Source organism: Salinivibrio sp. IB868 (genome assembly GCF_001995655.1).
Classification (GTDB): Bacteria; Pseudomonadota; Gammaproteobacteria; order Enterobacterales; family Vibrionaceae; genus Salinivibrio; species Salinivibrio siamensis.
Map to the genome: position 1 here is coordinate 224399 of NZ_MUEW01000005.1, position 11644 is coordinate 236042.

Below are 11644 nucleotides of genomic sequence, written 5' to 3' on the forward strand. Positions count from 1 at the left end.
GAGGGGTTACGCTGCCATTTCCTTTTCCACTAGCTGGATAAGAATATGGATAATTTTGATATGGACTTCCTGAATACGATCCGCATAACCAAAGTGAGGCACACGGATTTCAATATCAGCGAGACCTGCCATTTTGCCGCCGTCTTTTCCTGTAAGCATAATGGTCTTCATGCCTTTTTGTTTGGCGACATCAATGGCATTGAGGATATTCCCCGAATTGCCCGATGTAGATAGCCCAAACAACACGTCGCCTTTCATGCCCACCGCCTCAAGATAACGCGAGAAAACATACTCGTAGCCAAAGTCATTCGACACGCACGAAATATGGCTTGGATCTGAAATGGCAATCGCGGGATAACCAGGACGGTTTTCTCGGTAGCGACCGGTTAATTCTTCAGCAAAATGCATGGCATCACAATGCGAGCCGCCATTGCCACAAGAGAGCACCTTGCCACTGGCCTTAAAACTATCGGCCAACAGTTTCGCGGCTTTCTCGATTTGCTGAATGTTATTGTCATCACTTAAAAACGCTGTTAACACATCGGCAGCTTCTGTCAGCTCACCGCGAATAATATCTTGGTACATGGCACCTTCCCACTGTTAACAAATATCTGACGTTCTTGCCTGACAGGCATAACGTCACATGACTGCCAGTGTACCCGCATCGTTTTACGGCTGTCGACTGCCGCGCCCTTCCGACAAGCGAGCCAGGTCACGTTTGCTTGAATGGCAACCTATCTTGCCAGTTGTCCTCATCCTCAAGTGGTGATTTTCTCACCTTGCAAGCTAGGTCACACCGTATCATTTTACAATTCGTTAATTATTTGCTTACATTGAGTGGTACGACCTCTTACCACGACAGTAAGGGCAAACCAAAACCTAAGGAGATGACGTGATGGCAACAGGGTTATATATCGCCGCCATGCTAATACTGGCCGGTGTACTCGCATACCATCGTGCTAAGCTGCTGGTATCGACTGCCGTGCTCGCAGCCGGACTAGTTGTAGGGACAATCATGGGCAGCGTCGGGGAGATCACTTGGTTGATCTTTGCCGTGATCGCGTTGCCCCTCAATATCGTGACGTTTCGTCGCAACTGGCTCAGCAAGCCCGCTTTCAAAGCATTTAAATCCGTGATGCCAGAAATGTCAGCGACGGAAAAAGAAGCGATTGATGCGGGAACAGTCTGGTGGGAAGCCGACCTATTCCGCGGCGCGCCGGATTGGAACAAACTGCATGACATTCCCGCCCCGACGCTGAGTGCGGAAGAGCAGGCATTTTTAGATGGACCGGTCAACGAAGTCTGCCGCATGGTCGATGACTACCAAGTCACGCATGAACTCGCTGACCTGCCCGAGGATGTTTGGCAATATTTGAAAGACAACAAATTCTTCGCCATGATCATCAAAAAGCAATATGGTGGCTTGGAATTTTCTGCCTACGCACAATCCTTGGTGCTGCAAAAATTGTCAGGCGTCTCTGGTGTGCTGTCATCCACCGTGGGGGTCCCTAACTCACTAGGCCCAGGTGAATTGCTCCAGCATTACGGCACCACAGAGCAAAAAGACCATTACCTCCCTCGTTTGGCCCAAGGTAAAGAAATCCCTTGTTTTGCGTTGACCAGCCCAGAGGCGGGCTCTGATGCAGGCTCGATTCCTGATTATGGTGTGGTCACCAAAGGTATGTGGCAAGGTGAAGAAGTGCTGGGGATGAAAATCACCTGGAACAAACGTTATATTACCCTCGCCCCGGTTGCCACTGTGTTGGGTCTGGCGTTTAAGCTACGCGATCCTGAACACCTATTAGGCGATCAGGATGAACTTGGCATTACCTGTGCGTTGATCCCAACGGACCTCGAAGGGGTTGAAATTGGCCGTCGCCATTTCCCGCTTAACGTGCCTTTCCAAAACGGTCCAACTCAAGGCAACGACGTCTTCGTACCGATGGACTTTATTATTGGTGGCCAGAAAATGGCAGGCCAAGGCTGGCGTATGCTGATGGAGTGCTTGTCCATCGGTCGCGGTATTACCCTACCCTCCAATACCACGGGGGGACTAAAGTCAGCCGCCCTAGCAACAGGGGCTTACGCACGCATTCGCCGTCAGTTCAAACTCCCCATTGGTAAAATGGAAGGGATTGAAGAGCCTCTCGCGCGTATTGCTGGCAACGCCTACGTGATGGATGCCGCCAGCGCGCTGACGGTGACGGGTATCGATATCGGCGAGAAGCCCTCGGTCATTTCTGCCATCGTTAAATATCACTGTACCCACCGCAGTCAACAAGGTGTGATTGATGCGATGGATGTGGTAGGCGGTAAAGGCATCTGCCTGGGACCAAAAAACTTCCTGGGACGCAACTATCAAGGTTCGCCGATCGCCATCACGGTGGAAGGCGCTAACATCCTGACGCGTTCAATGATCATCTTCGGTCAAGGTGCGATTCGTTGCCATCCATTCGTGTTGGATGAGATTCGTGCCAGCGAAAATAGCGATCAGCAAGCCGCCCTCGCAGCGTTTGATAAGGCCTTATTTGGTCATGTTGGCTTTGTGTTTAGCAATGTTGCACGTGCTTTCTGGCTTGGTCTTACCGATGGTCGTTTGTCTAAAGCTCCCCGCAAAGACGCGACACGTCGTTATTACCAGCAGATGAATCGCTACAGTGCCGCGCTCGCGCTACTCGCCGATGTATCTATGGCAGTATTAGGCGGCAACCTCAAGCGTAAAGAGCGCTTGTCAGCGCGCCTTGGCGATGTGCTGAGCCAGCTTTATCTTGCGTCAGCCACCATGAAACGCTATGCCGATGAAGGCTATCAGAAAGAGGATCTCCCTCTGGTGCATTGGGGCATGCAAGACGCCATGTACCAAGCTGAACAAGCACTGGATGGCTTTATCGCTAACTTCCCGAATCGAGTGGTTGCTGGCTTGGTGCGCGTACTGGTATTCCCGCTGGGTAAAGGACGCCGTCAGCCTGGCGATCGCCTCGATGGCAAACTAGCTGTCATTTTACAATCACCCAGTGCAACGCGTGATCGCCTCGGCCGAGGTCAGTACTTCGAGCCAGGTAATGCGATTGGTAATATTGAAAAGGCACTGCATGACATTTTGAATGCCGAGCCTATTCATAAAAAAGTGTGTGATGGCATCGGTGAGAAGCTACCGTTTATGTTCCTCGACCAAGTCGCGGATAAAGGCTTGAGCGCCGGCGTGATTACCGAGCAAGAAGCTGCACTATTGCGAGAAGCCGAGCAAGGCCGTCTTGAAACGATCAATGTAGATGACTTTGACCCGTCAGAGCTGCCCGCCGCGTCGGTCAAGGAGAGCAAGATGCATAACGCGGCTTAACCGCTTTTTCCTGCATCAATGGCGTGACGTAAAAAGAGAGGGCTTCCCTCTCTTTTTTTATTGCCCGTATAGATGGGCTTACTCGCACCACAGTGCTAGTCGTTTTTATCCGGCCTATCCATGTCAAGCTCACTGGCTTGGTCGTCTCCGTCGCTGTCCAGTGGAGGGGCTTCCAGCTCTTGCGCCGCTTCAGCCAATTTGCGTGCTTTGCGTTTTCGCAAGACAAACCAAGTGGCGGCACCTATCAGCATCACCAATAAGTTACCTAATCCAATGATCAACAGGGAAGTGGTTCGTGCTTCTTCTCGCTCTCGTTGTTGGCGGCGCGCCTCCGCTGCTTCCATCATGGCTTGTTCACGCGCTTCACGCTCTGCTTCGGCTTCTTCCAGCGCCGCGTAATCGGTGACCGCAAAGGTTTGTTCTGGAAGAGGAAAAACCAAGGGTCGTCCCGATAACTGATCCGTCGCATACAAGGTTGTCCGCCATTTGTATTGTCCAGGTGTACTGGCATAAGGAATATCGAGCGTAATCGTTTGCTGCTCTTCCTCAGCGGTTGTTTGGTAGACCGTCGTTTTTCCTTCGGTATCGGTGAATTTGGCGTGAACAGACACGCTACCTGGCTCAATACTGGCCTTCTCCGACTCAACAACCAATTGATGCGGTTCGCCCTCTCCTTGGCTTTGTTTAAACGTGGCCATTAACGGTGTCGGGTAAACTAAGACTTGTTGCTCTAAAGTACGGAAAAAAATACCGTTACCCGAGGTCACGCGTGCGCGGTATTTTCCTGGCATGACGTTAATCGGCAAAGACACGGTGAAAACGCCGTCATTGGGTGCTTCATCAAGCCCCGAGCCGTCGTCACTAAATTGCCCTAATGCTTTGGGCTGTGGCCGCTGATCGGGATTAAGCGACTCCGGATCTTCGATGAACTCAGTAAAGTGTACGGTCAAATCGACACGCTCAATGAAGTCACGCAAGTTAAGGGGCTTATCGCCCAGCATGAGCTGTGCGGTAAACTTCACCGCCTCGCCTTGATAAAGACGACTGGGTAAGTCTTCAACCTGCATACGCAAGTCACTTAAAACACGGACTTTGTTGTCAGGGCTCACTCGGCCAATCGCTTGCCATGGTCCTGGCATGGGGTCGGTAATCGACACGATGTCCATGTCTGATTCTTGATGCCAGGATACTTTGTCTGGGTGGCGCCATGCATAATATTTGGTGCCGTCCGGGCGTACCAATACCACTGGCATGCTTGGCTTTTCTCGATAAATCACGAAGGCCGCACGTTCAATGGTTGGATCAACACGGAAGCGATTTTCCAGCAGACGAATTTCTTGCTCGTTAGCGTGTGCCAACAAGGGAAAACAAACACACACCGCCCACCATCGCTTCTTCATGCCTTCTCCTACTGCCGCCAAAGACAGCTACCGTTTTGCTCAATAAAGTCTAAACGCGCTTCGTGCGCACTCATTTCATCGGCCGATGCGGGAATAACCTTTAGCGATTTCTGACGCTTAACGGTTCTTGGTGCCATTGGACTCGCATTATCCGTCTCAGTACCCGCATTAAATGACAAGTTAGTTTGTCCCCCGGTCATTAATAGGTATACGTCAGCAAGGATCTCCGCATCCAACAAAGCGCCGTGAAGCGTTCGCCGAGAGTTATCAATACCGTAGCGATCGCACAACACATCAAGGTTGTTACGCTTTCCAGGGAAGATTTTCTTCGCCATCGCTAAGGTGTCTGTGATGGTGCAAAGCTCAGTGGTTTGCAGCGAGACACCTAGGTTTTTGAATTCATAATCCATAAACCCCACATCAAAGGGCGCGTTATGGGCGATCAGCTCCGCCCCTTGAATAAAATCAACAAAGGCTTGATGGATTTGCGCGTATCGCGGCTTGTCGGCCAAAAAGGCATCGGTGATACCGTGTACCGAAATCGCCTCAGGATCGATCGCGCGTGTAGGCTGAATGTAGGCATGAAAGTGCCGCCCCGTCAGCTTACGGTTGATAATCTCAACCGCACCGATTTCAATAATATTGTGGCCTTGGTAATGTGGCCCCCCTTCGCGGTTCATACCGGTGGTTTCGGTATCAAGCACAACGAGGCGATCGTAATTCGCTTTCATGGCAATAACTGTGTCAAACTTGGCTCAGATGAATAGCCAATAGTATCAAAGATGACCAAGCAGGTAGAAATTTTCACAGACGGTTCTTGTCTCGGCAACCCGGGGCCGGGCGGGTATGGTGTGGTGATGCGCTACAAACAACATGAAAAAACCTTGAGTGCCGGTTTCACCCTCACCACCAACAATCGCATGGAACTAATGGCGGCAATTGTCGGCTTAAATGCGCTTAATACAAGCTGTAACGTGGTTCTCACTACAGACAGCCAGTACGTTCGACAAGGGATCACCCAATGGATCCATAATTGGAAAAAACGCCAATGGAAGACGGCGGATAAGAAACCGGTGAAAAATGCCGATTTATGGCAACAGCTTGATCAAGCGGCATCTAAGCACCAAATCACCTGGAACTGGGTGAAAGGCCACGCTGGACACCCGGAAAATGAGCGTTGTGACGAGCTCGCGCGCGACGCTGCCAACCACCCTACCGAGATCGATGAAGGCTATCAGCCTGCAGACTAATCCTATTTCTAGCCGCCGTTGGGAACAACGCCGCCCAGCGGTGAGACCGCTTGCTTGAGTTTCCAACGAGGCTTAATGGGTTTTAGTGGGTAGCTACGCTTACGCGCAATGATCAAATAAATGGACCCAAGCGCAGGTGTCACCATACTGGCGCTACTCTCTACCCAAGCATGGCGGGCACTGGGTCGATGAGTCGGCCACAGTCCCATCTGGTGCGCCTCAACCACCTCATAGTTCATGACACTCAACCAATCTTTAACGCGAAGAGGTGAAAACATCCGTCCCCCCCACGGAAGCCGTTGATGCCTGCCACGTAGCACTTTTTTTACGCCCAAAAAGCTTGCGGGGTTAACACCCGATATGATCAAGCAACCGTCATCAATCATCACACGATCAACCTCTCTTAATAAACGGTGCGGATCATCGCTATAATCAAGTTGGTGCGCTAATACACACGCATCAAAAGATTTCTCGATAAATGGCAAGGCATAATGTGTCGCGGTCACATTGCGCATTGGGTTATGTTGGTCGACACAGACTTGGTGTTGAATGTTACACTGTTCACTGACTAGCTCGCAGCTTAAGCCGCCCAATTTCAGCAAATGGTAGCCAAATAAGGTCGGCAACCATTCATCCAGCCGAGTTTGCAATTGGGTGCGCGCCCAATCACCGTAAGCAACTTGGTCCCACGTATAGGGATAGTCAAACTGATGTTCTATGCGCGCTGGTTTCATTGATTAAGGCTCATTCTATCGCTGGAGAACCCAATGCTTCATGTAAAAAGCATACCTGCATTTAACGATAATTACATATGGCTCATTATTAGTGAAGATAATCGCTGCGCCGTGGTCGATCCGGGTGAGGCAAGTCAGGTTATTGACTACCTCAAAGCGAATTCATTGACTTTATCGTGCATTCTTATCACACACCACCATTGGGATCACACCAATGGCATTGACGATCTTGTACGCTATGCGCCAAGCGCCAAAGTGATCGGCCCAGATGTTCACCCGATACCTCAACGTTCAATGGCGGTTGGTGACGGTGACCAAATTGATGTCTTTGACCATCGCTTTTTGGTCGTCGGTGTCGAAGGCCACACCGACGATCACATTGCATTTGTCGGCGATGGTAAGCTGTTCTGTGGCGATGCATTGTTTTCAGCCGGTTGTGGCCGTTTACTCGGTGGCACCGCTGAACAATCACTCAACTCATTGAAAAAACTGGCATCGCTCCCCATCGAAACCCAAGTGTATTGTGCCCATGAGTATACCGCCGCCAATGTCGCGTTTGCGCTGACTGTGGAGCCTGAAAACGATGCATTACATCTATACCGGGAAGAAGTGAACCGCTTACGCGCCCAAGGAAAGCAAACGCTCCCCAGTACCATAGAGCGAGAAAAGCGCATTAATCCATTTTTGCGCACTCAAGAGCCGACGGTCATTCAAGCGGTCGTAGGTCGCACCACTGCCGACGATGAGCTTGCCGTTTTCCGTGCGCTGCGTCAGTGGAAGGACGAATTTTGAGCTGAGTCTCTTGTCATCAATGAGGCCAGCCCCTATCATCATCGGCTATTTTGGACGAAGGTTTTATGCAATGAAGTACCGTTTTATTATATTGAGCACGCTGTTGCTGAGCGGCTGTCAGTCTATCGGCGACGCTCAAAATACGGATATCGCCTCCGAGGCACCGCCCGTTGTCGCAAAAAAAACAACGCGCTCGCCTGATAAAGCCACAGAGACGCCCAAGAAAGCCACCCCCGCGACGCCTACGGTACTTTCCCCGCAAAAACAGAGTGATGTGTGGCAACGCATCAGTATGCAGCTTTCGCTTCCAGTACCTGATAACGCCTCGGTGCGCCGTTATCGTAATTGGTACTTAAAGTACCCTAATCACCTTGCCACGGTAGCTGAGCGCGCCACGCCATTTTTGCACCTGATCGTAGAGAAAGTCGAAGCACGCAACATGCCACTCGAGCTGGCATTGCTTCCAGTCGTAGAAAGCTCGTTTGATCAATTTGCTTACTCGCATGGCCGGGCTGCTGGCCTTTGGCAATTTGTCCCAGCAACCGGCCGCCGTTTTGGCCTGGAACAAAATTGGTGGTACGACGGCCGACGTGATGTGGTGCAATCAACCGATGCAGCGCTCGATTACCTCGAGTACTTGCATGGCATGTTTGATGGTAATTGGTTACACGCTATCGCTGCATATAACTCCGGCGAGGGACGCGTGGCTCGTGCTATTCGTCGCAACAAGCAACGCGGCCAACCCACCGATTTTTGGCATTTGGATCTCCCCAAAGAAACCAGCAGTTATGTGCCTAAGCTGATTGCACTTGGCGATGTACTACGCCATCAAGATCAATATGGCTTAGAGGTCCCTGCGATCCCTAACCAGCCAGCACTGACCTTGGTCGATCCTAAGATGCAAATGGATCTCGCTCTCGCGGCTAACTATGCCGGTTTAAGTGTTTCTGAGCTGCAAAGCCTTAACCCTGCGTATAACCATTGGGCAACGTCACCATCAGGCCCCACCCACTTATTGTTGCCCAACGAAAATGTGGAACGCTTTAATACTGAGTTGGCTAAAAATGACAACCAAGGGCTTCGTGTGGAACGTTATGCGGTGAAGTCAGGTGATAGCCTGAGTGAAATCGCGGCTGAGTACAACACCACCGTCAAAGTATTAAAACGTGCTAACCAACTCCACTCCTCACGTATTCGCGTGGGTCAGCGCCTGATGATCCCTGTTTCGCTGAAAGATGAATCACAATATACGCTAAGCGCACCACAGCGCCTCGCAGCATTGCAAGCGGCGGAGCGAGACGGCCACAAGCGCACCCACACAGTCCGCCAAGGCGACAGCTTTTGGACAATCGCCCGTCGTTATGACGTTGATTATCGTCAGCTCGCTAAGTGGAACGGCATGAGTCCTCGCGACACCCTCAGCATTGGCCAGAAGTTGGTCGTTTGGGATAAAGAGGGGGATGCACGTCGCATCCGCACGATTACCTACCGAATTCGACAAGGTGATTCGTTGAGCAGTATTGCACAACGCTACAATGTATCAGTCGCCGAGCTGGTTAAATGGAACCAGTTACGCCAAAACGCGTATATCCAACCAGGTCAAAAGCTAACACTGCATATCGACATTTCTCGGAGTAGCGGCTCATGATGCAAGCTTCAGCCAATCCATTGTTCGCCTTAAGAGACATCGTCCTTCGTCCCAGTGCGTGCTTTGCTGCATTAAGCCAGCGCCCGGTATGGGGTTGGTTGGCTTATTTGCTCATGTGCCTAAGCGCTATTGCATTTTGGAGTGCTTATTTTGATCACACCAACCTTGCCGCGCTTCAGCAAGCACTCGCGCAACAATTATCGATGCCACCTGCAGACGCTGAAAAGTGGTTACAACGTGAAACACTTCTTGCCTCTGAAGTGCTCGGAGATTGGTTTGGCCGAGCGGCGGTCATTTTTGCCTTGGCATTGTGGTTTCGGTTAGCCACCAAACAAGAAGCCCCTAACTTTGGCTATCGTCACTGGCTCGCGGCCTCTTGCTTTATTTTTTTGCCCGCCGTCGTAGGCGATTTAGCAAGCTATACCAATATGACTTTATCATCCGGTTTTATTTTGCCGGCTCATGCGGACTTAAATAGTCTTAATGGCTTGCTAAAATTGCCGCTCGCCTCCTCATGGAGTGCATGGGCAGCAAGCTTACCACTACTGCTCCCGTGGTACTGGGTATTAAGCATTACGGTTATCGGCACTTGGACACCACTCAATCATGGCAAAGCGATTGTCGTCGCTACCCTGCCTTGGGTTGCCGTTTTTGCCAGTTGGGCCATCGTCATAGCACTAAGTTAGGAAAGTTCAGCGAGGGGGCTCCCCTCGTTGCCTCTATCCTGTCACTTTCAGTTGTGCCTCTATCGCTGCATGATCGGAGGCACCATTATCTATCGCACTCGCCTTTTCTACCGATAACCCACGGTAGAAAACATGATCCAACGGCAACCCAAATTTAGTCATTCGCTCATCGGGGTGATAACTCATTTCTTGTAATGATAAGCGCGTAACCATCGCTCTCACCGCGTCTAACCGCCGTTGAGACCAAGTATTAAAATCACCGGCTAAAATAATAGGCCCTTCGACACGCGCCAAAGCTTGCTCCAATGCCGCCAACTGTTTCTTATAAGCGGCCATTGCATAAGTAAAGTTAATGCTATGAATATTCACCACCGCAAGGCGCTGTCCATTGGAGAGCTGGTACTCACTATACAAAGCACTTTTAGGAAGGCGCAGGTAAGGCTCGACCGCAGTATACGCACAACTGTGCAAAGGGTTCACTTTGGAAAGGTTCATCACCCCTGCAACAGCATCTTGCATCGCAAACGCATAAGCTTGGTCATAGTGCAATGATGCTTGCGTGATCCAACGCGCCAATTGTGGACCAAAGCTTGCCTCTTGCAACAACATCAAACGGTGAGGTTGATGATACTGGTTTAACGCCGTGTCCCACTGAGGGCGCTGCTGTTTATAGATATTCCACACCAACAAAGAAAAACGGCCTTGTTCGTCAAGCGGCGAAGAATGTGTGTAATCAACGCACTGGCGATGTATACCAGACACTGTATGGAGCTGGGTGCTGTCAGGCACGGTGAAGTAGCCATTGACACCAATCACCGCAGCAGGGACAAAAATAGCACTGCCCCATGCCACTACCTTGCCAATACGTTTTTTCATTGCTTGATCACCACCATAACGCTTGCCAGTGTGAGTATAGGTTGTTACTAGAATGGGCGCCGATTTTGCGATCATGAAGGCTGAAATACAAGTGGTTGCACTGACTTATTACTTGCTGCTTGCTTCAACTCAGAGATAGGATAGAAAAGAAATAATAACAAAGTGCATTCATGGAGCGACGCCTATGCTTAACAACCTCTTCGTATACGGAACCCTGTGTCCAGAAGGCACAAATCACCATGTGCTCGCGGAAGTCCATGGTCAGTGGTTCCCTGCGAGTATACAAGCAATACGCACCGACCGTGGTTGGGGATCGGCCTCAGGTTATCCCGGCATTGAGCTCAGCGATTCTGTCAATGATCGCGTTGAGGGTTGGCTTTTAAAAGCAGAGGACTTATCCCATTTTCTACCTAAACTTGATGCATTTGAGGGGTCGGGGTATCAGAGAGTGATTGTGGAAGTCGAATATCACAGTGAGAGCCGAACAGAGCCAATGCATACCACGGCATTTGCTTATGAGCTTTGTTTCAGTCACCAGCCCGATGCAACAGGTCCAAGCCAATTTGTGGCCAAAAACTATTAGAAGACTTGTTTGAATAGATCAAAAAAAGCACTGACGGATGTCAGTGCTTTTCGAGTGGCAGGGGTAGAGGGATTCGAACCCCCAACACGCGGATTTGGAATCCGCTGCTCTGCCAATTGGAGCTATACCCCTATAACTAGTGGCGGAGTGGACGGGACTCGAACCCGCGACCCCCGGCGTGACAGGCCGGTATTCTAACCAACTGAACTACCACTCCGCACCAATCCTGTCTCATCAAAGTCTTACGTCAATCTGCTTTGATGCTTAAATCCGTTTTTGCCTTCAGATTTTTCCAAAAATCTGAAAACAAGAAAGCAAGCCTGGCGATGTCCTAC

General features: G+C 50.6%; 11 protein-coding genes and 2 tRNA genes. 6 read left to right on the top strand and 7 right to left on the bottom strand.

The features are described 5' to 3' along the window. Positions 1-6: 6 nt before the first annotated feature. A complete protein-coding gene (gene lpcA / locus BZG20_RS07790) occupies positions 7-585 on the bottom strand; it encodes a D-sedoheptulose 7-phosphate isomerase (protein WP_046073773.1) in 579 nt (192 codons plus the stop codon). A 310-nt stretch (positions 586-895) separates the two neighbouring features. Between lpcA and fadE the strand changes: the two genes are divergently transcribed. Further along, complete coding sequence (gene fadE, locus BZG20_RS07795; protein ID WP_077578628.1) at positions 896-3340, top strand: acyl-CoA dehydrogenase FadE; 2445 nt, start codon at positions 896-898, stop codon at positions 3338-3340. A 95-nt stretch (positions 3341-3435) separates the two neighbouring features. On the opposite strand, the gene BZG20_RS07800 is transcribed toward fadE, so the two are convergent. Both BZG20_RS07800 and dnaQ read right to left on the bottom strand, forming a co-directional pair. Next, positions 3436-4740: a TIGR03503 family protein gene (locus BZG20_RS07800; RefSeq protein ID WP_077578629.1), complete on the bottom strand. Its 1305-nt coding sequence runs from the start codon at positions 4738-4740 to the stop codon at positions 3436-3438. A gap of 8 nt (positions 4741-4748) precedes the next feature. Next, positions 4749-5471 (bottom strand): DNA polymerase III subunit epsilon, encoded by a 723-nt coding sequence (gene dnaQ / locus BZG20_RS07805; protein WP_046073776.1) that lies wholly within the window; start codon positions 5469-5471, stop codon positions 4749-4751. 51 nt (positions 5472-5522) lie between these two features. Between dnaQ and rnhA the strand changes: the two genes are divergently transcribed. Beyond that, positions 5523-5990, top strand: a complete 468-nt coding sequence (gene rnhA / locus BZG20_RS07810; protein WP_077578630.1) for a ribonuclease HI — start codon at positions 5523-5525, stop codon at positions 5988-5990. Positions 5991-5998: 8 nt separating this feature from the next. Here the strand turns inward: rnhA and BZG20_RS07815 are convergent, their stop codons facing one another. Continuing rightward, positions 5999-6724, bottom strand: coding sequence for a methyltransferase domain-containing protein (locus BZG20_RS07815; protein ID WP_046073778.1), 726 nt, complete (start codon positions 6722-6724; stop codon positions 5999-6001). Positions 6725-6757: 33 nt separating this feature from the next. Between BZG20_RS07815 and gloB the strand changes: the two genes are divergently transcribed. The 3 genes from gloB (at position 6758) to BZG20_RS07830 (ending at position 9850) form a co-directional block, all read left to right on the top strand. Next, complete coding sequence (gene gloB / locus BZG20_RS07820; protein WP_046073779.1) at positions 6758-7516, top strand: hydroxyacylglutathione hydrolase; 759 nt, start codon at positions 6758-6760, stop codon at positions 7514-7516. Between the two features lie 70 nt (positions 7517-7586). Then, entirely contained in the window at positions 7587-9164 is a 1578-nt protein-coding gene (locus tag BZG20_RS07825; protein ID WP_077578631.1) for a LysM peptidoglycan-binding domain-containing protein, read from the top strand. Next, positions 9161-9850 (top strand): YIP1 family protein, encoded by a 690-nt coding sequence (locus BZG20_RS07830; RefSeq protein WP_338012964.1) that lies wholly within the window; start codon positions 9161-9163, stop codon positions 9848-9850. Before BZG20_RS07825 ends, BZG20_RS07830 begins: the two co-directional genes overlap by 4 nt. A gap of 33 nt (positions 9851-9883) precedes the next feature. Here the strand turns inward: BZG20_RS07830 and BZG20_RS07835 are convergent, their stop codons facing one another. After that, a complete protein-coding gene (locus BZG20_RS07835) occupies positions 9884-10726 on the bottom strand; it encodes an endonuclease/exonuclease/phosphatase family protein (RefSeq protein WP_046073781.1) in 843 nt (280 codons plus the stop codon). A 184-nt stretch (positions 10727-10910) separates the two neighbouring features. On the opposite strand from BZG20_RS07835, the gene BZG20_RS07840 reads away from it, so the two are divergent. Further along, positions 10911-11309, top strand: coding sequence for a gamma-glutamylcyclotransferase family protein (locus BZG20_RS07840; RefSeq protein WP_077578633.1), 399 nt, complete (start codon positions 10911-10913; stop codon positions 11307-11309). Positions 11310-11364: 55 nt separating this feature from the next. Here BZG20_RS07840 and BZG20_RS07845 read toward each other — a convergent pair. Together BZG20_RS07845 and BZG20_RS07850 are read right to left on the bottom strand one after the other, a co-directional pair. Next, positions 11365-11441: transfer RNA gene (locus BZG20_RS07845), tRNA-Trp, on the bottom strand. 8 nt (positions 11442-11449) lie between these two features. Continuing rightward, positions 11450-11526, bottom strand: a tRNA-Asp gene (locus BZG20_RS07850). Positions 11527-11644 lie beyond the last annotated feature (118 nt).

Bases quoted from the DNA above. Each gene is read 5' to 3' on its own strand.
- lpcA (WP_046073773.1), bottom strand. From the start codon at position 585: ATGTACCAAGATATTATTCGCGGTGAGCTGACAGAAGCTGCCGATGTG.
- fadE (WP_077578628.1), top strand. From the start codon at position 896: ATGGCAACAGGGTTATATATCGCCGCCATGCTAATACTGGCCGGTGTA.
- BZG20_RS07800 (WP_077578629.1), bottom strand. From the start codon at position 4,740: ATGAAGAAGCGATGGTGGGCGGTGTGTGTTTGTTTTCCCTTGTTGGCA.
- dnaQ (WP_046073776.1), bottom strand. From the start codon at position 5,471: ATGAAAGCGAATTACGATCGCCTCGTTGTGCTTGATACCGAAACCACC.
- rnhA (WP_077578630.1), top strand. From the start codon at position 5,523: ATGACCAAGCAGGTAGAAATTTTCACAGACGGTTCTTGTCTCGGCAAC.
- BZG20_RS07815 (WP_046073778.1), bottom strand. From the start codon at position 6,724: ATGAAACCAGCGCGCATAGAACATCAGTTTGACTATCCCTATACGTGG.
- gloB (WP_046073779.1), top strand. From the start codon at position 6,758: ATGCTTCATGTAAAAAGCATACCTGCATTTAACGATAATTACATATGG.
- BZG20_RS07825 (WP_077578631.1), top strand. From the start codon at position 7,587: ATGAAGTACCGTTTTATTATATTGAGCACGCTGTTGCTGAGCGGCTGT.
- BZG20_RS07830 (WP_338012964.1), top strand. From the start codon at position 9,161: ATGATGCAAGCTTCAGCCAATCCATTGTTCGCCTTAAGAGACATCGTC.
- BZG20_RS07835 (WP_046073781.1), bottom strand. From the start codon at position 10,726: ATGAAAAAACGTATTGGCAAGGTAGTGGCATGGGGCAGTGCTATTTTT.
- BZG20_RS07840 (WP_077578633.1), top strand. From the start codon at position 10,911: ATGCTTAACAACCTCTTCGTATACGGAACCCTGTGTCCAGAAGGCACA.